At 46.9% G+C, this 24,515-nt stretch carries 20 protein-coding genes and 1 pseudogene; 11 read left to right on the top strand and 10 right to left on the bottom strand.

Going from position 1 to position 24,515, the window contains the following annotated elements; genetic code table 11:
- Positions 1–72 precede the first annotated feature (72 nt).
- Both QT992_RS03205 and QT992_RS03200 read left to right on the top strand, forming a co-directional pair.
- A complete protein-coding gene (locus QT992_RS03205; RefSeq protein ID WP_333342542.1) occupies positions 73–1,479 on the top strand; it encodes a tetratricopeptide repeat protein in 1,407 nt (468 codons plus the stop codon).
- Between the two features lie 382 nt (positions 1,480–1,861).
- Positions 1,862–3,364 (top strand): HoxN/HupN/NixA family nickel/cobalt transporter, encoded by a 1,503-nt coding sequence (locus QT992_RS03200; protein ID WP_333342543.1) that lies wholly within the window; start codon positions 1,862–1,864, stop codon positions 3,362–3,364.
- 120 nt (positions 3,365–3,484) lie between these two features.
- On the opposite strand, the gene QT992_RS03195 is transcribed toward QT992_RS03200, so the two are convergent.
- On the bottom strand, positions 3,485–3,922 hold the full coding sequence (locus QT992_RS03195) for a DUF6918 family protein (RefSeq protein WP_333316457.1): 438 nt from the start codon (positions 3,920–3,922) through the stop codon (positions 3,485–3,487).
- A 374-nt stretch (positions 3,923–4,296) separates the two neighbouring features.
- Positions 4,297–4,512 carry a hypothetical protein gene (locus QT992_RS03190; RefSeq protein WP_333316455.1) on the bottom strand — a complete coding sequence of 72 codons (216 nt, stop codon included), beginning with the start codon at positions 4,510–4,512 and terminating at the stop codon, positions 4,297–4,299.
- A 337-nt stretch (positions 4,513–4,849) separates the two neighbouring features.
- On the opposite strand from QT992_RS03190, the gene QT992_RS03185 reads away from it, so the two are divergent.
- From QT992_RS03185 to QT992_RS03175, 3 genes are all read left to right on the top strand, one after another.
- Positions 4,850–6,481 (top strand): Ycf66 family protein, encoded by a 1,632-nt coding sequence (locus QT992_RS03185; RefSeq protein WP_333316453.1) that lies wholly within the window; start codon positions 4,850–4,852, stop codon positions 6,479–6,481.
- Between the two features lie 375 nt (positions 6,482–6,856).
- Complete coding sequence (gene cobQ / locus QT992_RS03180; protein ID WP_333316451.1) at positions 6,857–8,323, top strand: cobyric acid synthase CobQ; 1,467 nt, start codon at positions 6,857–6,859, stop codon at positions 8,321–8,323.
- Positions 8,324–8,398: 75 nt separating this feature from the next.
- The gene (locus QT992_RS03175; protein WP_333316449.1) at positions 8,399–8,635 is read left to right on the top strand and encodes a 2Fe-2S iron-sulfur cluster binding domain-containing protein; all 237 of its coding nucleotides are present in this window, start codon (positions 8,399–8,401) and stop codon (positions 8,633–8,635) included.
- A gap of 364 nt (positions 8,636–8,999) precedes the next feature.
- Here the strand turns inward: QT992_RS03175 and QT992_RS03170 are convergent, their stop codons facing one another.
- On the bottom strand, positions 9,000–10,334 hold the full coding sequence (locus tag QT992_RS03170; protein ID WP_333342517.1) for a hypothetical protein: 1,335 nt from the start codon (positions 10,332–10,334) through the stop codon (positions 9,000–9,002).
- A gap of 206 nt (positions 10,335–10,540) precedes the next feature.
- Here QT992_RS03170 and QT992_RS03165 point away from each other — a divergent pair, with 206 nt between their 5' ends.
- The gene (locus tag QT992_RS03165; protein ID WP_333376543.1) at positions 10,541–11,329 is read left to right on the top strand and encodes an SDR family oxidoreductase; all 789 of its coding nucleotides are present in this window, start codon (positions 10,541–10,543) and stop codon (positions 11,327–11,329) included.
- A 799-nt stretch (positions 11,330–12,128) separates the two neighbouring features.
- On the opposite strand, the gene QT992_RS03160 is transcribed toward QT992_RS03165, so the two are convergent.
- The 5 genes and pseudogenes from QT992_RS03160 to QT992_RS03140 all read right to left on the bottom strand — a co-directional run bounded on the left by QT992_RS03160 (position 12,129) and on the right by QT992_RS03140 (position 18,228).
- Entirely contained in the window at positions 12,129–12,908 is a 780-nt protein-coding gene (locus QT992_RS03160) for a photosystem II S4 domain protein (protein WP_333061344.1), read from the bottom strand.
- A gap of 237 nt (positions 12,909–13,145) precedes the next feature.
- Positions 13,146–13,970 (bottom strand): SWIM zinc finger family protein, encoded by an 825-nt coding sequence (locus QT992_RS03155; RefSeq protein ID WP_333342522.1) that lies wholly within the window; start codon positions 13,968–13,970, stop codon positions 13,146–13,148.
- Between the two features lie 15 nt (positions 13,971–13,985).
- Positions 13,986–17,276, bottom strand: a complete 3,291-nt coding sequence (locus QT992_RS03150) for a DEAD/DEAH box helicase (RefSeq protein ID WP_333376541.1) — start codon at positions 17,274–17,276, stop codon at positions 13,986–13,988.
- Between the two features lie 212 nt (positions 17,277–17,488).
- A pseudogene (locus QT992_RS03145) lies at positions 17,489–17,623 on the bottom strand (Uma2 family endonuclease); the annotation flags it as partial.
- 98 nt (positions 17,624–17,721) lie between these two features.
- On the bottom strand, positions 17,722–18,228 hold the full coding sequence (locus tag QT992_RS03140) for a hypothetical protein (protein WP_333239023.1): 507 nt from the start codon (positions 18,226–18,228) through the stop codon (positions 17,722–17,724).
- A 288-nt stretch (positions 18,229–18,516) separates the two neighbouring features.
- On the opposite strand from QT992_RS03140, the gene serA reads away from it, so the two are divergent.
- From serA to QT992_RS03125, 4 genes are all read left to right on the top strand, one after another.
- A complete protein-coding gene (gene serA / locus QT992_RS03135) occupies positions 18,517–20,100 on the top strand; it encodes a phosphoglycerate dehydrogenase (protein WP_333316437.1) in 1,584 nt (527 codons plus the stop codon).
- Between the two features lie 183 nt (positions 20,101–20,283).
- Positions 20,284–21,174: a 50S ribosomal protein L11 methyltransferase gene (prmA, locus tag QT992_RS03130; RefSeq protein ID WP_333342528.1), complete on the top strand. Its 891-nt coding sequence runs from the start codon at positions 20,284–20,286 to the stop codon at positions 21,172–21,174.
- A gap of 9 nt (positions 21,175–21,183) precedes the next feature.
- Positions 21,184–21,267 carry a pentapeptide repeat-containing protein gene (locus tag QT992_RS33530; protein WP_445251118.1) on the top strand — a complete coding sequence of 28 codons (84 nt, stop codon included), beginning with the start codon at positions 21,184–21,186 and terminating at the stop codon, positions 21,265–21,267.
- Positions 21,268–21,494: 227 nt separating this feature from the next.
- A complete protein-coding gene (locus tag QT992_RS03125; protein ID WP_333376539.1) occupies positions 21,495–22,400 on the top strand; it encodes a pentapeptide repeat-containing protein in 906 nt (301 codons plus the stop codon).
- Positions 22,401–22,519: 119 nt separating this feature from the next.
- On the opposite strand, the gene QT992_RS03120 is transcribed toward QT992_RS03125, so the two are convergent.
- A complete protein-coding gene (locus QT992_RS03120) occupies positions 22,520–23,104 on the bottom strand; it encodes a hypothetical protein (RefSeq protein WP_333343017.1) in 585 nt (194 codons plus the stop codon).
- A 159-nt stretch (positions 23,105–23,263) separates the two neighbouring features.
- Positions 23,264–23,581, bottom strand: a complete 318-nt coding sequence (trxA, locus tag QT992_RS03115) for a thioredoxin (RefSeq protein ID WP_333316429.1) — start codon at positions 23,579–23,581, stop codon at positions 23,264–23,266.
- Positions 23,582–23,654: 73 nt separating this feature from the next.
- Between trxA and fabG the strand changes: the two genes are divergently transcribed.
- Entirely contained in the window at positions 23,655–24,419 is a 765-nt protein-coding gene (gene fabG / locus QT992_RS03110) for a 3-oxoacyl-[acyl-carrier-protein] reductase (protein ID WP_333343016.1), read from the top strand.
- Positions 24,420–24,515: the final 96 nt, after the last annotated feature.

Here is a 24,515-nt window from a genome sequence, read left to right as displayed (position 1 = left end):
TCGCGAGCGGGGACGCTCGCACTGCACTCCGAAAAATACAATATCTCAATTCAATAAGTTTAATTTTCAGCAATGACGGCTAATAAAGAACAAAAAATAAAATCAGATATTTTCTGGTGGCTGCTCCTAATCGGACTGCCAGTAGTGGGAATTGGTGTCGTTAATTTGACGCCGAACTGGCGTGAAATTTCAGAAAATTTTTCTAACAAAAGCCCCGAAAATCTCGATACTAATTACCGCTATCATTTTTCGGAAAGTTTGAGAAATAATCCCAATCAAAAGGAAGCAATTCAGCAAGAGATTGCTTTTTACCAGCAGCGGTTGGCTGTTGATTCCCGCAGCGGTTTGAACCGGGCGGCACTGGCGGGATCTTATTTAAAAATGGCTCGCGCTACTGGGGAGGGAGGTTGGTTTTTATTGGCAGAACAGGCGGCTCAAAGGTCGATCGCCGATTTGCCTTTTGACAACCAAGGTGCGCTGTTAGTTTTAGCTCGAATTGCCGAGGCAAGACACGATTTTGCTACTGCTTTGCGCTTTGCTAAACAGGCGGGTTCTGACAATGAAGATGCGATCGCCCTGGAAGTTACATCTCACTTAGCGATGGGTAAAGTGAGCGAGGCAAATGCAGCCGCAGAAGCCTTAGTTAACCGGATTCCTAACTTGGGTTCTCTCACTTTGAGAGCTTTAGTGAGAGAGTCTCAGGGCCGAGATGCTGAGGTTTTGCAGGATTACCGCCAAGCAATGGCGGCGGAGGAACCGGGAGAGGTTGCTGGTTCGGCGCGGGTCCGATCGCTCTTGGGTCGATTTTACGCGCGTCGCGGGCAGTTTGTGCAGGCGAAAGCGCTGTTTTTGGAGGCGCTGCGGTTGGTGCCGCGATACCCGCTGGCGCTGATTTATTTGGCGGATTTGGAGACGCGCCAAGGCAATTATCGGGAAGCGGAAGGCTATTACAGCAAGGTTTCTGCCTATTCTGGCGGGGCTGCGACTGTGTTCGATCGCATTGTCGATCGCGGTATGGCGAGGGTGAAGGATTTGCAGGGAGATGCGATCGAATCCCGGCGACTTCGCGACAAAGCAGAAGCGGGGCTGCGACAGGAACAGGTTTCTGGATCTGGCGGTTTTGGGCACCGCAGGGATTTGGCGAGTTTGCTGCTGGAAAAAGGTCGATCGCAGGATGTCGCGGAAGCGCTGGCGTTAATGCAGGAGGAGGTGAAAATTCGGCGGGATGCTTTGACGCTGGATACTTTGGCTTGGGCGCTTTCCGCCGCTGGTGAGTGGCAAAAGGCCGATCGAGTGATGGCCGAAATAGTGCGATCGGGCATTCGCGATGCGGGTATGTTTTACCGGGCTGGTGCGATCGCCCGGACTTTAGGTAAGGATACCGAATCTCGCGCTTATTTTCAAAAGTCCAAGGAAATTGACCCGAATTTTGACGATCGATCTCGCCAAGCATTGGGTTTGGGAAGTTATGAATTTTGAGATTAGCTAATAGCAGCCATTCGGCCAAATTCGCCATTCCGTCAATCCGCCAGGGGTTGAAACCCCTGGCTAAAAGCTTAAGTCCTCTCAAGAGGACTGAAATGCACAATTGTTAAATTTGATTAGCTATTCAGTCGGTTTCAACCGACTTGCGCTATGAGACGGGGATTTCAATCCCCGGCGGACTGTGAGACTCACGAAAAGAGCGATGCCTAAAAAATCACCAACAACAAAACAAACTACCGAAAAATTAGTCGGTTTTAACCGACTTGCGCTATGAGACGGGGATTTCAATCCCCGGCGGGCTTGCGGGTAAGCGCGCTGGAAAAATCACAACAAAAACAAATAATTCATCCGAAACTCACTAAATAAACAGGGATTTATGCAATACAAATTAAACCGACTCCCAAAACTTTTCATCCTATTCTTCCTAACACTTTCCTTGTTACTAACAACCTCAACCCGACCAGTTTACTCGCACTGGTCAGACTTATCCGTAGCAGAAATAATAGTCAACGATTTGCAAACCGAAATAACATTAACTTTCCCAACCGGCTTAACAAAGTTCGCCGACGACAATCGAGACAGCCAGCTACAACCTGCTGAAGTTCGCAACCACCAAACACAGCTAGAAAAGTTTTTTAGCCAACAAATCCGCCTTACCAACAAGAGCAACATTCAAGGCTCCGTAGCAGTAAAACCGCTAGAACTAGCAGCTAAAAGCGCCAGTGTTATCCAGCAGCCCAATACCCACAGCACCTTAATTTTAGACTACACCTGGCCCGCACCTTCTCAAGATAAAACCCCCGGTTTACCTGACTCAATTTCCATCTCCAAACCCGAGCAATTGCGGATTAATTACAATCTGTTTTTGCCTGGAGTTCCGACAGCTAGCTGTCAAGCTACGATTGTGCAAGCCGGTGCTGTAAAAAGCTTTGTGTTTACGCCGCAAAACCGGGACTTTTTGTTAGCAGGAAAGGAATCTATCTGGGATTCAGGTTGGAGTTTGCTGCTAGCAGTAGCGGGAGCATTTGCTTGGGGATGCGTGCACGCGATGTCGCCCGGACACGGCAAAACCATAGTCGGCGCTTATTTAGTGGGTTCGCGGGCTACTCCGATACACGCTTTATTTCTAGCAGCGACGACTACAATTACTCACACTGCAGGCGTGTTTGCTGTGGGCGGAATTACTTTGTTTGCTTCTAACTTAATTGACCCAGAAAAATTAGATCCTTGGCTGAGTTTAATCTCTGGTTTATTAGTAGCCTTCATCGGCCTTAACTTACTCTTATCAAAAATCAAGACTAGGTTGGTAGTGAGGACTGAATTTCTCAAAAAAATCCCAAGTAAAATTTTTAATAAAAACTGGTTTTTAAGGAGTAAAGTCCTTACTGCGGAATGTGAAGAACCAGTAAATCTTTTGACTAGAGGAAGTTGGGAGAGAGAATTTAAACCTGTAAAACCCGATATATCTCACCACTACCACCATCACGGAGACGGCCGGATTCACTCGCATTTGCCGCCCGGTGCTGACGGTTCTGCGATTACTTGGAAAAGCTTATTAGCATTGGGGATTTCCGGCGGTTTGTTGCCTTGTCCTTCCGCTTTGGTGATGCTGTTGAGCGCGTCGGCTTTGGGCAATGTTGGTTTGGGAATGACGCTAGTGGTAGCCTTTAGTTTGGGATTGGCTTTAGTGCTGAGTGCGATCGGATTAATCTTAGTTTATGCCAAACGGAATTTTGATAAACTGCCCAAACAGATAACAGCAGTCAAATTTCTGCCTGCGATTAGTGCGATGTTTGTGATGTTTTTGGGGTTGGGAATTACCGGACAGGCGCTGTTGAAAATATTGGCTGCAAATCAATGGGTAATTGGCAATGGATAAGCATAAAATTAGGACTCTCCCTCCTAACTACAAACTTACGAATAAGTCGGATTTTAGATACCCGATTTCTTGAAGAAGCCGGGTATCTGGGTATTCTGTTTTTTAGCCGTTGCTCACTTATCAGGCCGCACTATGTTTATTAATAATTTCGGCTAAACCCGGTACTCCGTTTTCCACGTAATTCTTGGCTGAGGGGCGGAGTTTGGCATAGGCGCCTTTAACCATCGCTCTTGTGCTTTTCTCGACTCTTTTGTCGCTGATTTGGAGCAATTCGTCTGCTACTTCACCTTTTCTTTGGGCTAGATATTCGACTGGGTTGCCATTGTTTACCGCTTCAGCCCACATCGGATCGAGTGCGATCGAGATTTCTGGCAGAAGTTGATCGACGACTTGGGCGCAATAGTCAGCCCGTATCCCCTTGACAGTAGAGTAGGCAGCTTTAAGAGCCATACCACCCAATCCCGGCGCTGCTGCAACTTGTTGGTCTATCAGCTTTACACAGTCATCAACAAAACTTTCTCTGTGGTTTTCATTCAATAGAATATCGCTAAGTCCCATTTTCGCTTTCCTTGATTTAATAGTCAATGTGCTTATTAGCTTGGAGAGCCATCAGGGGATTATATATCTATTTTGATCCTTTACTCAGGATTACACAAGTTTTTTAAGGTTTGAAAGTCTTTACTTGACAAGCTGATGTTGAGATTTGTCTAGTAGTATGTTATGGGAATTAAGGTTCAATCTGCTACTAATTATTGACCTAGGGTTTGTAGTAAGGGCTTTAGTCCTTATTAGGTGATATTAATGAGGACTAAAGCCCTGACTACAAACAGATGAGTTGTGAACCGTCACAGAGAAAAGAGAACAACTCGAAAAAAACATTAGAGAGACTCGGACTAAGTTCGATCGCACTTGCACGTATCTTGCAGGTATCATTACGATTGGACATTCTGCTTGAGGTCTGCAGGTACTGAAACGATGGGGAGTTTCAGAGGTTGAGCCGGATTATCGCTCGATCGCAATACCAAATTTTTGGGTAACTTTGCGGAAGTGCTCAGTCCGGGAAATACTTGAAGCGATAAGGTTAAGGCTGCCGCTAATAATACTTTTTCTAACATGGCACTTTCTCCCATACATACGCCCAAGGGCATAATTCCTCTTACACCTACAACATATAAACATCTTCAGTCACTTGGTGCGATCGCACGGGCATAGTCTAAGTGACATCTATCACCACGGAGAAAGGGGTGATGGGGATAGGGGGTGTGGGCATAGGGGGTGATGGCATTAGGGAGGTGGGGGAGAGTGGGAAATCTTGACTCGCACTTCTTGCGTCAACATCCGTTGAACGTGTTAAATTCCTTACACGGCACATTGCCAAACTTCCCTACAAATCAAGAATTGTCCTAGAGAAAGAAGCCGTTGAGTCTCTCTCAAAGGTAGAATTAGCGCGTAGAAGTTATTTGACACAGCGGAGGTACCGACAAGATGCTTGCATACATTCTGGCGTTGGCGGTCGGTCTAGGCAGCTTCAGTATTTACATGGCGGCCTTCTTTTTTCCAGAAGTACACCGCAAAAGTGATTTTACCTGGAGCGGGGTAGGGCTTTTTTATGCGTTAATTTTATGGGCTTGTGCGGGACGAATTACTGGTGCTCTCCTGCTTGGTCAAATGGCGGGCGTGGCGATGTTGGGCTGGTTTGCCTGGGAAACTCTGACTTTGCGCCGGCAGGTGACGCCCGTTGCTGAGCAAACGCCGATTCCTCAGTCGGCGAATTTGCCAGGGGCAGGAGGCGTGCCGTTTGCTGGCTTGTTTGCCAAGAAAAAAGAACCCGCAGCGGCGAAAAAACCTAAGTTTGTTCGATCGCCCAAACCGAAAACTGATGTGGTTCCAGCACCCACTCTGGATAAGGGCGAGGTAAAGCTAGAGGAACAGCCGGGGATTGCCCCCATAGCTGAAAGTATTGCTGAAAGTGCGATCGACGAGCTAACGGCCGAAAGTTCGATCGCCCCTGACTTGAAAATTCCCGACTCGAAACCACCTGCAATTGCAGAAATACCAGTGTTTTCAGTCGAAACTCCTGCTGCTGAGACTTCACAACCTCCAGCAGAATTAGCCAGCAACTTCACTCCTCTACCTCTACCTCTAGAAATTTCAGAAATAGCCGTTGCACCAAGTGTGGAGCCAGTAGAGGCTCAGCCAGAGCCTCAACAGCAGCCAGAAGTCGATGATTTTGACGAGGAAACAGAATGGAGGACAGCCGTTAAAGAGTCGCAGGCTGCAGCGGCAGCGGCGGCGGCCCCAACGGCGGCCCCAACTCCTCCTACTCCTCCAAAACCAGCTAAAAAATCTGGCGGTTTCGGAAGTCTGTTCGACAATATCAAAAATAGTCTCGGCGGTATGTTGGGACTCGGTGCGGCTAAAAACAAGTCTGATGCAACTCCCCAGACGCCAAAACCTTCAGCGACTCCAGAATCGATCGCACCTGAATCTAAAATAACGGCAACTCCTGCACCGGGTATCGACCAAATTCTCGAATCCGAATTAGCCCAGGCGGCTGCGGAAGTGGCAGCCGAAAGCAGCAACACTGCTGTCGAAACAAGCCTTGGAGTGCCTTTTCCCACCAATGTTGAAGCAATGGCCGCGTTGATGGCCACAGAAACCGCGAGTTCTGACAAAATAGTGGACGGGACGATCGAAGATCGATCGTCCGCTGAAATTCAGACACCGCTGGCTGCGGTTGGTGAACCGGAAGCAGCAGCCCCTGCTGTATCTCTGGAAACCCAGACACCGCTGGCTGCAGTTGGTGAACCGGAAGCAGCAGCAGCAGGCGTACCGGAAGCAGAAGCCCCAGCAGCATCGATAGAAATGACTGTGGTGGAAATGGCAGCGCCTGTAGAGATAGAAATACCGGGAGAACCTGGGTTGAGCGTGCAGGTGGAAACGGTTTCAGTATCAGTGATCTCGATCGAATCAACAGATAAAACACCATCTTCTGAGGGAGAACAACCGGAATTGATTCGCCCGAATCCCCCCCCTTCCACAGATAAAACACCATCTTCTGAGGGAGAACAACCGGAATTGATTCGCCCGAATCCCCCCCCTTCGGATCTAGTCTAAACTGCTAAACCGGCCGCTGAATCCAAGTCGGAGAATGTATCCGGCGAATATCACCCGTCATCTTAAGGCAGAAAGCAAAAGGTAGAAACCAGAATTTTTTTGATTCTGCCTTCTGCCTTCTTACTTCTTACTTCTTACTTCTTACTTCTTACTTCTTACTTTTTTCTTCTTACTTCTTACTTCTTACTTCTTACTTTTTTCTTCTGCCTTCTTCCCTCTTCCCTTTGCCTTCTGCCCTCTGCCTTCTGCCTTCTGCCTTCTTCCCTCTTCCTTCTTCCGACGGACATCGGACTGACATCCGTTACATCCGTTACATCCGCCCTTGCGAATCCGTTGCCGAACTTCCCTCTTCCCTCTTCCTTCTCCCTTAATATTATGAAAGCAATTATGGTCGTGGGAACAACATCTCACGCAGGGAAATCTTTACTCGTAGCAGCTTTGTGTCGAATCTTTTCTCGGCGAGGCTGGCGGGTAACTCCGTTTAAAGGTCAGAATATGGCACTGAATTCCTATGTCACAGCCGCCGGCGGAGAGATTGGTTACGCTCAAGCAGTGCAAGCTTGGGCTGCGGGCGTCGCACCTTGGGTAGAAATGAATCCGATTTTGCTCAAGCCACAAGGAGACATGACTTCTCAATTGATTGTCAAGGGCAGGGCGATCGCAAATGTGCGAGCATCTCAATATTACGAGCAGTATTTCGATATCGGCTGGCAAGCTATTCGGGAATCTTTAGAATTTCTCAAGCAAGAATTTGACATGATTGTGTGTGAGGGAGCCGGTAGCCCTGCTGAGATTAATCTCAAACACCGCGATTTAACAAATATGCGGGTAGCTAAATATTTAAAGGCTCGGACTTTGCTAGTAGTTGATATCGATCGCGGCGGTGCTTTTGCTCACCTTATCGGTACTTTGGAATTGCTCGATCCCGACGAACGAGCTTTAATTAAAGGATTCATTATTAATAAGTTCCGAGGGCAAAAATCGATCTTAGATCCGGGCCTGACTTGGCTAGAAGAAAGGACGGGAATCCCGGTAGTTGGGGTGATTCCTTGGATCGACGAAGTGTTTCCCTCAGAAGATTCTCTCGATTTGCTCGATCGGCGTTCTCCCAATTCTCAAACCGACATAAATATTTCAGTCATCCGCCTGCCCCGAATTTCCAATTTTACCGACTTTGACCCCCTGGAGTCGGAAACTTCCGTCACCGTCAAATATATCAGCCCAAAAGACCATTTAGGCCATCCAGACGCGGTGATTTTACCAGGCTCTAAAACTACAATTTCCGATTTGCACGTGCTGCGCCAAACAGGTATGGCAAAAGCTATTCAAAATTATTTAGTAGCTGGCGGTACAGTCATGGGAGTTTGCGGCGGCTTTCAGATGCTGGGACAAAGTATCACCGATAAAGAAGGCATTGAGGGAGAAAAGGGAGAATTTCCAGGATTAGGATTGCTGCCTTTGAAAACTGCGATGGCACCGAACAAAATTGCCCGCCAACGAATCGTAACATCTAACTATCCTCAACCGGGTTTGCCAGTTTCCGGTTACGAAATTCATCAAGGAAAAACGCAAATCCTAGAGTCAGATTTGACTCAACCGCTATTTGACGATGCTAGTTTAGGCATTGTCAATACTTCTCAATCAATTTGGGGTACATACCTGCACGGCATCTTTGACAACGGAGCTTGGCGGCGAGCTTGGTTAAATCACTTGCGGCAGCAGCGGGGACTCCGCGCCTTGCCTACAGGTATTCCTAATTACCGAGAACACCGAGAAACTCTGTTAGACTCTCTAGCAGATACTGTGGAAAAGCATTTAGATATAAAGCATATTTTAGGTTAATTAGTTAACTGTTGACAGTTGACAGTTGACAGTTGACTATTAACTATTGTTTGTTAGAGTTGAGGTTCATATTCCATGCCAAAAGTTTGTTTTTTACCAGATAATGTGACAGTTGAAGCTGAACCAGGAGAGCTTTTGCTAGATGTAGCCAAACGTGCAGGGGTTTCTATTCCTACTGGCTGTCTCATGGGTTCTTGTCACGCTTGCGAAGTAGAAATTGATGGCGGAGATACGATTTGTGCTTGTATTTCCGGCATCCCTTCGGGGAAAAAGCAAGTGACAATTAATTTGTATGTTGACCCGAATTGGTAATTTGTTAGTTGGCAGTTGGCAGTTGGCAGTTGGTTGTTGGCATTAGTCATTAGTCATGATATCATGTCCGGTCGAGCGATCGCGATTTTTGTAGGGGCGGGTTTACCAACAATACCTGCGAATAATTGACAATCTCAAAAACCCGCCCCGACCAAGATATTATGGTTAATCGATCGGACATGATATGAGTCATTAGGATCGCGAATTAAATAATTTACACTCTTGAAAGTGGGGAGTAGGGTTGGGCGTCCCGCCCGCCCTTTCTGGACGGGCGGGACGCCCATCCCACAAGAACAATTAAAATTGTAAGTTATTTAATTCGCGATCCTTAACAGTTAACAGTCAACAGTCAACAGTCAACTGACTAATTCTTTTGCCATTCTTGCTGTTTCTTGCGAGCAGATTGCAGCCATTTTTGGGATTCGGGATAAACAGTTGTACCGGGTTTAACGGATTCTAATTGATTGATAATTTGTTGCAACTGGCTGAGGGAGTAACCGGGATTTTGAGAATTCACATTATTTTGCAAGTTGGCAAACAAGCTTTTAGCTGCTTGCAAAGCTTTTGCAGAATCTTTTTCTGCTTCCAGTCTAATCTGGGTAATTCCTAAATCTTTTTGATATTGAGCGAGTTTGGTTTGAGCGTCGAGATACCCAGGGTTATCGACAGAAATCAATTTCAGTCTGTTAATAGCTTCTTGCCACAATTGTGCTATTTGCTCCCACTGTGCGGCGGGATGCGGTGGTTTTTTGGCGGCGACGGCGGCGGAGAGAGCAAATTCTTTGGCAGCTTCAATTAAGTTGTCAGCCTGCACAGAACCGGTGGCTACACCGCCCATTGCTTGAAAGTCTCTTTCTGCTGCTTTGAGTGTTTTCTTAGCCGTTTCTCCCGCGAGGGTTTCGGCGGGAATTTGATTGAGTTGGTCGATCGCACTTTGCCAATTTACGGTCGCTTTTTGTCTGTCTGCAGCCGTTTTGGCTTGCTGATACTGCTGTTTCGCCGCGTTGAGAGTTTTTTCGACTTGATTTAACTGAGTAAAAGCATTTTTTTGCTGGAAAACCTGAGCCTCCATCCGCCCGACATTTTTGCGGGCGGCTTGAAATTCATCGACTGTAAACCGCCAACTGCAGCCAAAAAAATTGCAGTAAGTTTGTGGATAGTAGCCGAGGAACCACACCGGCAAGGCGTCGAGGTGTTTTTGCGCTTGTTTTGCTTTAATTTCGCCCAAGTCAAAATCAGCGACAGCAGTGGCTTTATTCACCAGTTGATCGGATTGTTCCACAAGGGCGATCGCCTGCCGGTAATTGTGATCCATACTCATAAAACTCGGCAGCAACAATATCGGCATTGTTTTCGCAACGGGCCAGCGAATCATCGGAAAAGGTAGATTTAGCAGCCAAATTATCCCTGCAGCGCTTCCCAGCAAACTCCCAGCAAAGATGATTTTACCGAACAATCCGGGCGGGCGGTTGGCTTTGACGGCAGCTTTGAGAGCTTGTTCGCTGAAGTTGGGAAATTCCTCTTTGAAGGTATCCCGGATTTCTTCTGTTGAGGCGAAAGTACCGTTTTGCGATCGTAACTTCTCCAACCGCTTGATTACCATCCGTCGGTAGACATCACCGGCTAGACTATCAGCCGCCGCGCACTTGTCAACTTCGGCCCGCAAAATTTCAAAAGCTCGATCGGTAAGACGCGCCATAAAACTCACCTATTCCCTTTTAATTATTTTACAGGTTCCCCGTCAAAATAATTGAGTCTGGGATGCAGAAACCGGGTTTTTTTACTAAAATACTGCATCCGAGCCTTTAAGTAAAGTAAAAAACCCGGTTTCTTTGGTATTTATGCGTAAGTCCAGATAATTGTTAAAATATATAAAGCCTAGGTCAAATAATCCGAATTAAGTTCATGCCCACTGCTTTAATCACCGGTGCTTCTGGCGGAATTGGTGCAGCCTTTGCCGCCGAATTAGCCAAACGCCAGCACAATCTAATTTTGGTAGCTCGTTCCGAAGACAAATTGCAACAGCTAGCTGCTCAACTGCAACAGGAATTCAATATTTTGGTCGAAGTTATCGTTCAAGATTTGACCGCACCAGGAGCGACAACTGCTGTATTTGACGCGGTTGTTAAAAAAGGTTGGACGGTTGATTTGTTGGTGAACAATGCGGGTTTTGGCGATTACGGTGCTTTTGCCGATCGCCCGCTTGCGAAACAACTAACAATGGTGCAACTAAATATTGTAGCATTAGTTGAACTCTCGCACTTATTTTTGCAGGGAATGCGGCAGCGAAAATCGGGAAGTATCATCAATGTTGCCTCCATCGCCGCTTTTCAACCGATGCCGTACTTGTCGATATATGCAGCTACTAAAGCTTTTGTTTTAAGTTTCAGTGAGGCACTTTGGGCGGAAAACAAAGATTTAGGAATTCGCATTTTGTGCCTTTGTCCAGGGCCGACAGAATCGGACTTTTTCGCAGTAGCTGAATTCCCTCAATCAATGGCATCCAGCAGCGGGCAAAAACTCGTTCCCGCTGCGGAAGTAGTGCGAGATGCTTTGAAAGCTTTAGACAAAAATGAGTCTAATGTTGTAACAGGGGGAATTCCCAATCAAATCATCGCAAATATGCCTCGATTGATGCCGCGAGAACTTGTGGTGAAGTCGGTAGAAAAGGTGTTTCGGGCGAAAGACGAATAATCGCGATCCTTGACAATATAAATAAACCCGCCCCCACCCAAGGACAAACATTCGATCGCCCCTAACCCAAATTTTCCCAAAAGTCGATCGCACATTCGGGCTACCAAAATCCCCCCCGCTACCCCACAAGTCCGCCGGGGGTTTCAACCCCCGTCGAGAGAGCGAAAGTCCTCTAAAAGAGGACTCAAAAGCAAATTAAATAAACAATCGAGTATTTGTCACCATAATCGATTATTTGTCACCATTCTTCAGTCGGTTTCAACCGACTTTAGCTATGAGACAGGGGTTTCAACCCCTGGCGGACTCGCGGACAAACAAACGGCCCCCTGGACAAATAATCGCACCCACAGATAGATGAAGGTTCCCCAATTTTACCAAAAGGTCGATCGTACATTCGGGCCACCAAAATCCCCGCCACCAAAATCTCCCACGCTACCCCACAAGTCCGCCGGGGGGTGAAACCCCCGTCTCATAGCGAAAGTCCTCTAAAAGAGGACTGAAAAGCAAATTAAATAAACCATCGAGTATTTGTCACCATAATCGAGTATTTGTCACCATTCTTCAGTCGGTTTCAACCGACTTTAGCTATGAGACAGGGGTTTCAACCCCTGGCGGACTCGCGGACTCGCGGACAAACAAACGAGCCCGTGGACAAATAATCGCACCCACAAACAAATCAACCTTCCCCAATTTTACCAAGCGTCCAGGACTACCACAGAAACCAAAGAAACCGGGTTTTTCGCAATTTTTACGCGGTGTAACAATATTCTCGGAAAAAACCCGGTTTCTGGGCTATAAATTACAAATATCGAGTTAACTGGACTCGATAGCGTTCCTTCTTAGTAACAGCAACTTCCCCAATTTCCAATCTTCCCTTGCCGGTAACAGCAATTAAATCTCCCGACTTGACATTATAACTAGCTTGAGTAACGTCTTTCCAGTTAACTCGCACGTCGCCACTATCAATTAAATCGGCCATTTTGCTGCGAGACATTGCGAATCCAGCCGAAGCGACAGCATCCAATCTCATGGATGCTTCAACGGTTGTCATTTCTTTCTTTTTGGGCTCTCTAATTTTGAGTTCGCTCAACTCAATGCGCCGCGTTTGCACAGGAACCGATCGCACTTGCTGCAAACTCATCTCCAAATACTCTACCATCTCCGGCATGACAATGGCTTGCGCGCCGCGTTCTCCCAAAACAATCACATCGCCAGTTTTCTCGCGGACAATTCCCGTACCCAACATCGCCCCCAAAAAGTCGCGGTGAGAAGCTGTATCGAACAAGAAATTGCCAGCAATTTCTACCGCAGCCACGTTAACACTAGCAGAGTCGATCGGGATATCCGATCGCGCGATCGCAATTCTTTGTCTTTCAGCTTGCGGGTAGCCGCCCCAAGCCACTAATTCCACGTCTGTTAAGCGCTTAAATACCGTCAGAGTGTCCGCCAATTCTGGAGGCGACAGAAAATCAGTCTGAGTAACTTCCCAAGTTTTAATTGCTTGTTCGGCTTGGTCGATCGCCCGCGCGACACATTCGCGGTTTTCGATGCCTTTTAACAGTTCTTCTCTTTGTAACATCAGTTAATGCTAGATTCTAATTTGAAATTGCCAAAAATTGCTGTAACTAAAAAGTCTACTTTTTAACAGTCACACTACTTTAATTATAGTCTAAAATCCTCAAATAACGATCGTATGATTTTAGTTGCTGGTAAAGCTGATATGATGAGCACGATTATTGTACCAAATCTATGAAGTCTTCGAGTTAAAGTTTTTGCAAGAGCTCGATCGAGTATGGCAACAAAATTCTCCACCCAACTACTTATTCTTCTTCACCCGCAAATACAGTTCTTCCATCGCCTCAATAAACGAACCATCCTTGTGCCAAAACTGTGGAAAATCTCCCTGTTTCTTCACCACGATCGCACTTACCCCACTTTGCACCCCCACCTCAATCGTCTGCGGCAACCGCTTCGCACCGTGCCAAAACTCTTTCAGGCTGACCGTTTGCGCCTCACTGGCGATCGCCTGCGTGTAATAGGAATCCACCGCCACAGGGGCCGCTGCATCCGCCGTCAACTCGGCAGAAAGTGCCAAGCCCAAAGGCGTTTTTGCTAATTCGCGGTGCAGCACTTCCTTAGAAAGCCCCCGTAATTCAAACAGTAAAAAGGGATCTTTGTCCAATTCGGCCGCCACCAAATAATAAACTCCGGCAATATGTTTGCAGGGATTGCTATAGTCTGGGCAAGAGCACGTAGTCTTAAAGTCCTCGCGGCTGCTGGGTAAAAGGTGCAATCCGAGGGGTGAGAAAGCCTTTTCAATATTGTCGGGCATTTCGTTGAGCAGCAGCCGGGAAATGAAGCTGGCTTTTGATGCCATTTGGGCGATCGCCACTTTCCACTTTGCCTGACTAATTGGCTCAAACTCAATTTGAGTTGTGTACAGAGGCTCCTTATAAACCCCAAAATAAGGATTAACCGAGCCTCTCACCTGTGCCATCACTAACCCATCATTCATGCCAAAGCTTTTTACCTTGCCGTTTCGTGCATAGGCACGTCCCCGCCCGAGTCGCCCAGAATCTGTAAATCTTTCTAACGCATCGATAAATTTATTGCCCCACCAAGTCCGAGTAAATTGTGACATATTTTTTGGCTTCTCCTAATCTAGAACCGCATTTTTATTGAGCCTAATTAATTTCTTAAATGCCTCATTATCCAACTCAGTCAACCACGACTCATCCGCACCAATAATCGACCCTGCCAATTTCTTTTTGTCTTCAATCATTTGGTCAATCTTTTCTTCCAAAGTGCCAATCGCCACAAACTTATGCACAAACACATTTTTTTGCTGTCCAATCCGAAACGCCCGATCCGTTGCCTGATCTTCCACTGCCGGATTCCACCAGCGATCGAAATGGAAAACGTGATTGGCTTTTGTCAGCGTAATTCCCACGCCGCCTGCCTTCAGTGACAGAATAAATACCGAAGGTTCAGACTCTGGATCTTGAAACTCTGAAATCATCCGTTCCCGTTTTTCGCGACTGGTTCCCCCGTGGATGTAGTAAGTGTTGTAATGTAGCGTTTGTTTAATATATTTTTCCAACGCGCTTCCCAGTTCTGTAAACTGCGTAAATACCAATAAACTTTCGCCTTCTGCTTTGACTTCCTCAATCATCTCGATCAGCCGTTCCAGTTTGTGCGATCGCTCTGGTGTAAACTCACTTTCATCTTGCAAAAACTGGCGCGGATGGTTACAAATTTGCTTCAGCTTCAGCAGTGTCGCCAAAATCATCCCCTTGCGCTTCATCCCTTCCGCCGCGTCAATTTCTTGTTCTACCTCTTTGACGATCGCTTCATAAAGCGAAGCTTGCTCGCGGGTGAGATTGCAGTAGAGCTTTTGCTCAACTTTGTCGGGGAGATCCTGAATAATCGACTTATCGGTTTTCAGACGGCGCAGGATAAAAGGTTCTACTAATTTTTTGAGCGCGGCTGATTGTATGCGACTCCCATGTTTTTGAATCGGTAATTCAAACATTTTCCGAAACTGTGCCTCTTTTCCCAAATATCCGGGATTGAGGAAATTAAAAATTGACCATAAATCCAACAATCGATTTTCCACGGGTGTTCCCGTCAATGCTAGTCGATGGGTAGCGGGTAACTTTAAAATCGCCTTGGTTTGCGCCGCTTTCGGATTTTTAATATTCTGGGCTTCATCAATTACCACGCGATGCCACGCTACGCTGCTCAACAGCTTCTCATCTTTTCGCACCAAGGTAAAGGAAGTAATCAACATATCACAATCTTGGACGGCGGCTTTGAATGCTTTGGCATCTTGCAAACGTTGAGGGCCGTGGTGAATCAGCGATCGCAATTCTGGAGCAAATTTTTCCATTTCCTTTTGCCAGTTACCAACTACGGATGTGGGCGCAATTAGCAGCGTGGGTAGAACCGAAGGTGCGATCGCTTTTTCTGTCTCTTTTTCTGTGTCTTTTGTACTAGATAAAACTTCCCGCTCTTGCAATAATCGAGCAATTACCTGCGCCGATTTACCCAAACCCATATCATCGGCAAGACAGCCATTTAATCCCAAACTTTCCAAATAACTCAACCAAGAAACGCCGCGCTTTTGGTAATCCCGTAGCTTGCCTTGAAACTTTGCTGGATCTGCAATTAACTCTAACCGACTCTTATCGTTCAGCTTCTCCAACATATCCGATAGATCCCGATCGCGCTCGACTTCCAACTGTTCGCTCGCTTCTCCTTCTGCCGTCAACTTCATAAAGTCAATCAGGCTTAACTCGGGGTTTTCTTCGCGATGTTTTTGCCAAAAACTTAGCATCTCCTGCATCTTGTCTTTGTCCAGTTCCATCCATTGTCCTCGGAACTGTACCAGCGGTGTTTTGCTATTTACTAACGCCTGCCATTCTTGTTCGCTAACCCGTTCACCCCCGATCGCCAATTCATATTGATATTCCACCAAGGAATCCGCCGAAAACAATCCTTTGCCCTTGATTGCAGGGCTCTTGCTGCCCTTCCCTTTGACTTGCAGGCGAATCTTCGCCCGTTGTCGTCCCTTCGGCGTCCACCAAGCGGGGACAATCACTTTGTATCCGGCATCTTCTAATACCCAAGCGGACTCGCTCAGAAAGGTGAAAGCATCATCTAAGCTGAGGGTAATGTTAACGGGTTTGTCGGTTTCTAGCCCTTGCCAAAGTTGGGGATAAATACGGGCAGCGTAGCCGAGATTTGTCAGCAAATGTTGCTCAAAGTTGTCTCCGAATTGTGTTTGCAACTGTTTTTGTTGAGTCGATCGCGATCGCCAATAATCCTGCAACGGCATCCGCAGAGATGGGTCTTTTTTCGCAGCCACCTGAAACTCTAAAACCCAAGGCTGTTCGGGGTTTTCGGGGGATTGTAGTTGAAAGCAGAGGGAAAATGAGTCAGCAGATTGATTGCGCGTAATGCGATCACGCCAGGTTTGCCATTGCCGGTATTGTTCAAGGCTTACTCGCGCGATTTTTCGTGTTTGGTTGAGGCAGATTTGGAGTAAAGAATCCGCAATCTTATTTTCAAACGATGCTGGGATGGGGGTTTGAGTGACAATTTCCGCGATCGCACACTCGGAAAAATGCCGCAGCAACCGTTCGCGATCGTAGAACTTTGGTGTATCTTGTAGCTGGATCTTCCGAAAACCGGACACACAAACTAAAGGCATCCATTCAACATAGCGTTGTAAATCAGTTTCGTACTGTGTTGAAACAATTTCCCATCCCGGATAAATCTCAAAGCTGGGTGCAATTTGGGCAGGTGTTTTTGGAGTTTTTGCAGTTGTTTTGGTTTTTGTCTCGCCCGCTTTCTTACGCCCGCGCGTGGCTTTCTCAGCGGGTTCGGATGTTTCGATGGGTGCGATCGCGATCGGAGCAGTTTCTCTATAGCGCAACGCCGGAATATAATGATCTTTCAGAACAATTTGCTTAAAATTTTGGGTGTAGTGATACCAAAATAGTAAGTCTGAACCAAACTGAACTTCTGCTACATCGTAGAGGGCAAAAAAATGCAGATCGTTCAATACTTTAGTCAAAGTGTGGGTGGCGATGCACACACAATCAACTTCCCAATACTCCAACTCAAATGTTTCGGGTAACTCTGTCTCTAAATATCGCGCTAGTTCTAAAGAAGGCAACGGCTGGTTGTCGGCAGTGGGCAGTAAAAAATACCGAGGGACGATCGCGTATTCTCGCCCCATCGCACTTGTATTGCTGACTGCTGACAGTTGAATCCCGGCTTCTTTCGTTAGAAACTCTCTTAACAGTGCCGTCTCCAATTGTCGGGGATGAACCTTAGCAGGCTGTTTTTTCTTTTGAGTGGTTTCAACCCAAAGACAAAAAGTTCCACCTTGAACAAAACTCTCTTCTGTTTGAGGAATCCAAGTCCCGTGGAGGATTTTCATAGGTTATACCATCAATTAGCGGGAAAAGATAAGACGGCGGTTGAAAGAGACTGTGGGCGAATTCGCTGGTGGTGTTACCCATCACCTCTAGGAGGCAGTATTTCCGTTCACTATTGGTAGTTAATGGCTATATGGTCAATTAGACATTTAGTCTAGAACCACTTTTTTAGGGGTGAGGGGTGAAGCCCTTTATTGATTCGCCAACAGTCTCTAATAATCAATCCTCCACTAGCAGTGCGCTCAAATCTCAAATCCCGGTTGTCAATACACAACTGAAAAAACTGCTCGTCTGTTAATTCGAGCGTTAATTCTAGGGGAGAATCTAGGGGGATAGTTTGTGATTCCATAACTGCCTCCAAATATTACACGAGTAAAATGTCAACAGTTAACCGTCAACAGTTAACCGTCAACAGTTAACCGTCAACAGTTGACCGTCAACCAATAACTAAGTCTCTGTATAACCTTGGATATTTTCCGGTTTAAACTGCTGCAAAATCTTCGCAGCTTTCCCAGTCAAATCGTCAGTACCCTTAACCGCAATCAAAAATTTACCCGCATTCAAACGGTTGCGGTAGGGCAAAGCATCGCCGCTACCAAAAGCCATACCGCCCGCGCCTCCAACAAAAACGCTGCCCATTGCAGCGGCGATCGCACCGAGTACACCACCGATCGCGTGATCGCCAATTTCCCCCGCCCAGGCAAACGTCTTCAACTGAGTAATCAAGCTGAAAGTAACCCCAGCAATAAAGCCAAAGGGAATCAGCCAAATAGCCATGAGTTTAGCTTGTTTCTTCGCTTGCTGGTTCGGGTCTATCAAGCCAAATTCATCAGCAGTTTTGTAGCCGCGGCCCAAAATACTCACTTGCTTCATAGGCAAGCCTTCTTTTTCCAGAGCACAGTAGGCAGCTTCGGCTTGCATTCGATCGGGCAGTACGGCGATAAGATAATTCATTGAGAATAATTCCTGATAGTTAGGCTGAAATAGCCAAAGTCTATTATAGACCGAAAAGACATACTAGCTAAGCACTTGCGGGATTTTCAGACTGTCAGAGAGTCCGATCGCCCGCAAAGCTAAAATATTTCACGCAAAAAACGGCCGACCTTGACCGAATACAGATACAATTCAAACTGCACAAAGGCAAGCTTGAGCTGAGCTGTTAGATACTGCTCTAAGTGTAAGTCTCAACTTTGAGCTCGCCAACGCTCGGTCTATTTTTACTATTGCACTCAATTGCTTGCTATGCCTAAAGTTCTAGTATCCGATCCGATCGACCAAGCCGGAATTGACATCCTCTCCCAAGTCGCGCAAGTTGACGTAAACACAGGACTCTCAGCCGAACAACTGGTAAAAATTATTCCAGATTACGACGCTTTAATGATCCGTTCTGGCACCCAAGTTACCAAAGAAATCATAGAAGCCGGGAATTCACTCAAAATCATCGGCAGAGCCGGCGTCGGCGTAGATAATGTCGATGTACCCGCCGCTACCCGCAAAGGAATTGTAGTCGTCAATTCCCCCGAAGGCAACACGATCGCCGCCGCCGAACACGCCCTCGCCATGATGCTCTCGATGTCCCGCCACATCCCGGAAGCTAACGAATCCGTCAAAGCGGGTAAATGGGAACGCAACCGCTTTCTCGGCGTAGAAGTTTACAAAAAAACCCTCGGCATCGTCGGTTTGGGCAAAATCGGCTCCCACCTCGCCGCCGCAGCCAAAGCAATGGGCATGAAACTGCTGGCCTACGATCCCTTCATTTCGACCGAAAGAGCCGATCAGTTGGGCTGCCGCTTGGTAGAACTCGAACTGCTGATGCGCGAATCCGACTACATCACCCTGCACATCCCCAAAACGCCGGAAACCCTGCACTTAATTAACGCTGAAGTGCTCTCGAAAATGAAGCCCACGGCCCGCATCATAAACTGCGCCAGAGGCGGCATCATCGACGAAGCAGCCCTCGCAGAAGCCATCAAATCAGGTCAGATCGCCGGCGCAGCTTTGGACGTTTACGAACACGAACCGCTGGAAGCTGATTCCCCCCTGCGGAGTGTCGGCCAGAACATCGTGCTGACGCCCCACTTGGGAGCCTCCACAGCGGAAGCTCAGGTGAATGTGGCGATCGATGTTGCCGAACAAATTCGCGACGTGCTGTTGGGGCTGCCCGCGCGATCGGCTGTTAACATACCAGGAATTTACCCAGACTCGATCGAAAAACTCAAACCCTACCTGCAACTCGCCGAAACCCTAGGCAACCTCGTCAGCCAGCTAGCCGGAGGCCGAGTCGATTACCTCAACGTTCAACTGCAAGGCGAATTGGCCAGCAACCAAAGCCAGCCCGTAGTCGTCGCCGCCCTCAAAGGCCTGCTCTCCCAAGCCCTGCGAGAGCGCGTTAACTACGTCAACGCCAGCATTGAAGCCAAAGAACGCGGAATTCGCGTCGTCGAAACCAGAGACGCCTCAATTCGCGACTACACCGGCTCCCTGCACCTCTCGGCCAAGGGAACCCTCGGCGAACACACCGTGACAGGTGCAGTGCTCGGCGAAAGCGAAATTCGGATTACCAGCGTTGACGATTTCCCGGTCAACGTTTCCCCCACTCACCATATGCTGTTTACCCTGCACCGCGATATGCCGGGGATTATTGGCAAAATTGGTTCCCAATTGGGCAGTTTTAATGTCAATATTGCCAGTATGCAGGTAGGCCGTAAAATCGTGCGAGGCGATGCGGTGATGGTTTTGAGCCTTGATGACCCTCTACCAGAGGGGATACTGGCGGAGATCCTAAAAGTTCCGGGAATTCGGGATGCTTACACGGTAAATCTTTGACGGATTTTGGAGTTTAGATTTTGGATGCAAGGGCTGATAATTGGTAATGGGTAATTGGTTATTGGTCATTGGCCTGAAAGCGGGAATTTTTCTATTAGCCAATCCTCCTTCCTCACTCCCCACTTCCCAGTCTCCAGTTCCCCTGGGCCAATCTAAAATCTCAAATCTAAAATCTAAAATTGTATGGCACATAGCTGGTGGGAAATTAGAATTCTTTGCGATCCGGCGCTGGAAGATATCATCTTTTGGCGTCTGGAACGATTTAACTGTCGGGGAACTGCTACTGAGATCAAAAGCAATTCCTGCCTGATGTCGGCTTATTTGCCCGAAGAACAGGCAGGATTGCTGGATTTGGCCGCTCTGTCTCTGTGGCTGCGCCAAGATGCTCTGTGTGCAGGTTTGCCCCTACCTGCGATGCAGTGGGATTTGATTGAAGACGAAGACTGGGGCAGCACTTGGAAGGAGCACTGGCAGCCTCAAGAAGTGGGCGATCGCTTTTTAATTAATCCGGCCTGGCTGCCCTTACCGACTGATACCGATCGCGTCATTTTGCGTTTAGATCCGGGTGTGGCCTTCGGTACAGGTGCTCACGCCACTACTCAACTTTGTCTGGAGTCGCTGGAAATGCGGCTCGGTTTTGATGACAAAGAGTACGTAGTTGCCGATATCGGCTGCGGATCGGGTATTTTGTCGATCGGCGCCGTGTTGTTGGGCGCTACAAAAGTTTATGCTTTGGATACAGATCCTTTGGCAGTGCGATCGACCATTAGCAACAGACTACTCAACCGCGTTAATTCTCAGCAGTTGGTTGCAGAACTCGGAAGTATCGATCGCTTGAAAGAAATGGTACACGAGCCGATCGACGGTTTGATCTGCAACATTTTAGCAGAAGTAATCATTGATTTAATCCCGCAGTTCACTGCAATTAGCAAACCTACTACTTGGGGCGTGCTCAGCGGCATTTTGCTCGAACAAGCTAAGCCAATTGCTGATACTCTCGAACAGCACGGCTGGATTGTCGCTACTCTGTGGAAGCGCCAAGATTGGTGCTGTTTTAATATTCGGCGCAGTTAACAATCTGAGATTAATGCTAATTTGAGCCATGCTAATCTCAGAAATGCTAAATTGATTAATACTCATATGTTGCACATTCTCAAAAACCTGTAGGGGCGGGTTCACCAATAGCTTTAAAGGATACAAAAAGACTAAAAAACCCGCCCCCACCCGCGCGAAAGTCCTGAAGATTGAGAATAGAGCACTCAGCAGATTTTCAAGCTGATTAAGAGAAATCTTCCAGGTATTTGGTCTTCGCCATTGTTCGGCAGTTCTTAGATGCTGTACAGAACTGCGTTAAAATATAACAAATCAGAATTTAGCATCACAACCCAAGAATTATGGACCCACAATTGCTATATGGGCGGTATATGGCTGGCGATCGCGATTTCAGAGGTCTTGAGCTGAGCAATGCCTACCTGTACGGCTTTTGGCTGATTGATGTTAATTTGAGCGGTGCTAATTTGGAAGGCGCTAGTTTGGGCGATACTTATTTAATTAATTCTAACTTGAGCCATACGAATTTAGAAAAAGCATGGCTGGATTCAGCCCTACTGATTAAGGCAAACTTGAGTAATACCAATCTTAGGAATGCTACATTGGTTAATGTTGACTTGACTGGTGCCGATTTGACTGGTGCCGATTTGACGGGTGCCGATTTGACTGGTGCGGTGCTGATTGAGACTAACTTAACTGATGCTAACCTGACGGATATTAAAACAACAGAGCAGACTATTTTTCATCAAGTGACTATGCCTGACGGCGGGATTCAAAACGACTTAAACAGAACGTTGTCTGCTGAAGAATTGCTCCGGCGCTATGGCGAGGGCGAGCGAAATTTTCAGGATAAAATATTGCATCGTGTAGATTTGAGCGGTGCTGACTTGCGTGATATTGACCTGAGTCGTTCTCGCTTAAGCTATGTCAACTTTAGTTGTGCTTGTTTGGAAAATGTTGGCTTGGGAAGGGCTATATTTTCTGATTTCAGAAATGCTGGATTTAGTCGGGATGAAGATTGGTTGGGTGTCTATTTTTTTTATTGCGATTTAAGAGAGGCTAATTTATCAGGAGTTGACATTAGTTATTCTCAATTCATAGGAAGCAACTTACTGGAAGCACGAGTATGCGGTGGTATACAAGGAGATATATTCTTTTACGAGACTACTTGGAGCGATGGAGAATTTATCCAGGGCCCAACCAGTGCTATTTCACACTGGCGTGGTGAGATTAGGGAGGGTGAATTTTAAATTTGGAGAAGTAGTCGCAGGGTGGCTCAGCTTCGATGATAATGCCTTAAGGACGATCGCCCTCAGTTGGGCAAAAACAATCTCGATAATCCGGTGAGAGAGCAATTGCAGCAGCATAATTAAGAACGAGAAACTAAAGAGCGAACGTAAAAAGACACCGCTCCAATTAAGTAAAAACAATTCACCAAAATCAACAATCCTTTACCAACATAAGAATTAACAAAACCAAAAGCGCGGTAAGTTGACAGCAGCACTAACAACATTTCAACCACAGAAACAATTGACCCGTAGTGCTTCCGATCCCAATAAGAAAAGGGACTGATAAAACGGTAATTACTGAACGGAAAAAAGTGGCGGTGAGCGTCGTCATTGTGGACAGGCAAATCTCCCAGAGAGTGCAGTATCATGCTGATAAACAGAATTTGCACGCTTGGCCAGCCAAAGTAATAAGCAATTAGCAAACCAATAACCGCCAGAGGTATAGAATGAAACAGAGCCACAATATCTTGCACAAAAGGCTCATAATATGCTTTTGACCAAATTGTAGCTTCGGGCAAGCGAGCAATGTATTTCGCCCAAAAGTAAAAGAGAAATATGGGAATATCCGGCAAAATTCCGCCGATCGCAATAATTAGATTAGCTTGCGGCAGTTGCGGTTTGCCGAGAATTGCCAGATTGATAATAGCGTGGCTGGGAGTCTTCATCAGTAGGGTGCGTCAACTAGGATTATCTTATTCATAATGAATCAGATATTAGACATCTCCCATAATTGTTGTGGAACAGGCATCCTGCCTGTTCTTGAATATCTTTTTGGGAAATGTCTATTGGCTGACGCACCCTACGTGTGAGATAATGGGCTCCGGTTACAAGAAAGGTTGCACTCGATCGATCAACTGCGCCGCTTGCACCACTCCCTCAATGCGATCGACCTCAGCGCCATTTTTGAACAACACCAAAGTCGGCAAAGCATAAATGTGATGCTGCGACGCCAAGTCTTCGTACTTATCCGTGTCAATTTTGACAACCATCAGCTTGTCTTTCATCTGACCGCTGACTTGTTCCAAAATCGGTGCCATCATCTGACAAGGCCCGCACCAAGTAGCGTAAAAATCCACCAACACGGGCAAGTCAGAGCCCGATAGTAACTCCTCAAAACTGCTGAACTGTTTTTGAACTGCCATAAGACAAAATAATTTTTTTGGTTCTGGCTCGATTTTAGTGCAAAATTCTCTGGTAGATTGCGAGGATACAATTATGGAATTATTACCAGAGACTTTTCAGAGATTGCAGGGTCAAGTTGCTGTCGTGACCGGTGCGTCGCGGGGAATCGGCCGCGCCGTTGCTTTAGCCCTAGCAGCAGAAGGCGCTAAAGTCGCCGTCAACTATGCGAGTTCGAGTGCTGCTGCTGATGAGGTGGTAGCAGAAATAGTCGCTGCTGGAGGAGAAGCTGTGGCACTTGCAGCAGATGTCTCGAAAACTGACCAAGTAGATTTACTCACCAGTAATGTCATGGAAAAATGGGGACGGATTGACATTTTGGTGAACAATGCCGGCATTACTCGCGATACTTTGCTGCTGCGGATGAAGTTGGAAGATTGGCAAGCGGTGATTGATTTGAATCTAACCGGCGTGTTTTTGTGTGCGAAAGCTGCCAGTAAAATCATGCTGAAACAGCGAAGCGGCCGAATTATTAATATTGCTTCGGTTGCTGGGCAAATGGGCAATCCCGGACAAGCTAATTACAGTGCGGCGAAGGCTGGGGTAATTGGGTTTACTAAAACTGTGGCGAAGGAGTTGGCCAGTCGCGGGATTACTGTGAATGCAGTTGCACCGGGTTTTATCACTACAGATATGACTAAGGATGTCAAGTCTGATGAGATTTTGAAATATATTCCGCTGGGGAGATACGGGGAAGTTGAGGAAGTTGCGGGGATGGTGAAGTTTTTGGCGGCAGATGCGGCGGCTGCTTATATAACCGGGCAGGTTTTTAATGTGGATGGGGGGATGGTGATGGCTTAGGATTTCTGGATTTTTTTAACCGCAGATATCGCACAGGTAAGATGCCTAGATATCGCACAGGCAAGATGCCTAGATATCGCACAGGCAAGATGCCTG

This window comes from Microcoleus sp. T3_D1, assembly GCF_036700405.1.
Taxonomy (GTDB): domain Bacteria; phylum Cyanobacteriota; class Cyanobacteriia; order Cyanobacteriales; family Microcoleaceae; genus Microcoleus.
The sequence above is the reverse complement of the archived record's forward strand: the minus strand, read 5'-3'. Positions and strand labels throughout refer to the sequence as shown.

Coding starts and splice junctions, on each gene's coding strand:
- fabG (WP_333343016.1), top strand. CDS start 23,655: ATGGAATTATTACCAGAGACTTTTCAGAGATTGCAGGGTCAAGTTGCT.
- trxA (WP_333316429.1), bottom strand. CDS start 23,581: ATGGCAGTTCAAAAACAGTTCAGCAGTTTTGAGGAGTTACTATCGGGC.
- QT992_RS03160 (WP_333061344.1), bottom strand. CDS start 12,908: ATGTTACAAAGAGAAGAACTGTTAAAAGGCATCGAAAACCGCGAATGT.
- QT992_RS03205 (WP_333342542.1), top strand. CDS start 73: ATGACGGCTAATAAAGAACAAAAAATAAAATCAGATATTTTCTGGTGG.
- cobQ (WP_333316451.1), top strand. CDS start 6,857: ATGAAAGCAATTATGGTCGTGGGAACAACATCTCACGCAGGGAAATCT.
- QT992_RS03170 (WP_333342517.1), bottom strand. CDS start 10,334: ATGGCGCGTCTTACCGATCGAGCTTTTGAAATTTTGCGGGCCGAAGTT.
- QT992_RS03185 (WP_333316453.1), top strand. CDS start 4,850: ATGCTTGCATACATTCTGGCGTTGGCGGTCGGTCTAGGCAGCTTCAGT.
- prmA (WP_333342528.1), top strand. CDS start 20,284: ATGGCACATAGCTGGTGGGAAATTAGAATTCTTTGCGATCCGGCGCTG.
- QT992_RS03155 (WP_333342522.1), bottom strand. CDS start 13,970: ATGTCACAATTTACTCGGACTTGGTGGGGCAATAAATTTATCGATGCG.
- QT992_RS03140 (WP_333239023.1), bottom strand. CDS start 18,228: ATGAATTATCTTATCGCCGTACTGCCCGATCGAATGCAAGCCGAAGCT.
- QT992_RS03120 (WP_333343017.1), bottom strand. CDS start 23,104: ATGAAGACTCCCAGCCACGCTATTATCAATCTGGCAATTCTCGGCAAA.
- QT992_RS03175 (WP_333316449.1), top strand. CDS start 8,399: ATGCCAAAAGTTTGTTTTTTACCAGATAATGTGACAGTTGAAGCTGAA.
- QT992_RS03165 (WP_333376543.1), top strand. CDS start 10,541: ATGCCCACTGCTTTAATCACCGGTGCTTCTGGCGGAATTGGTGCAGCC.
- QT992_RS03190 (WP_333316455.1), bottom strand. CDS start 4,512: ATGCCCTTGGGCGTATGTATGGGAGAAAGTGCCATGTTAGAAAAAGTA.
- QT992_RS03150 (WP_333376541.1), bottom strand. CDS start 17,276: ATGAAAATCCTCCACGGGACTTGGATTCCTCAAACAGAAGAGAGTTTT.
- serA (WP_333316437.1), top strand. CDS start 18,517: ATGCCTAAAGTTCTAGTATCCGATCCGATCGACCAAGCCGGAATTGAC.
- QT992_RS03200 (WP_333342543.1), top strand. CDS start 1,862: ATGCAATACAAATTAAACCGACTCCCAAAACTTTTCATCCTATTCTTC.
- QT992_RS03195 (WP_333316457.1), bottom strand. CDS start 3,922: ATGGGACTTAGCGATATTCTATTGAATGAAAACCACAGAGAAAGTTTT.
- QT992_RS03125 (WP_333376539.1), top strand. CDS start 21,495: ATGGACCCACAATTGCTATATGGGCGGTATATGGCTGGCGATCGCGAT.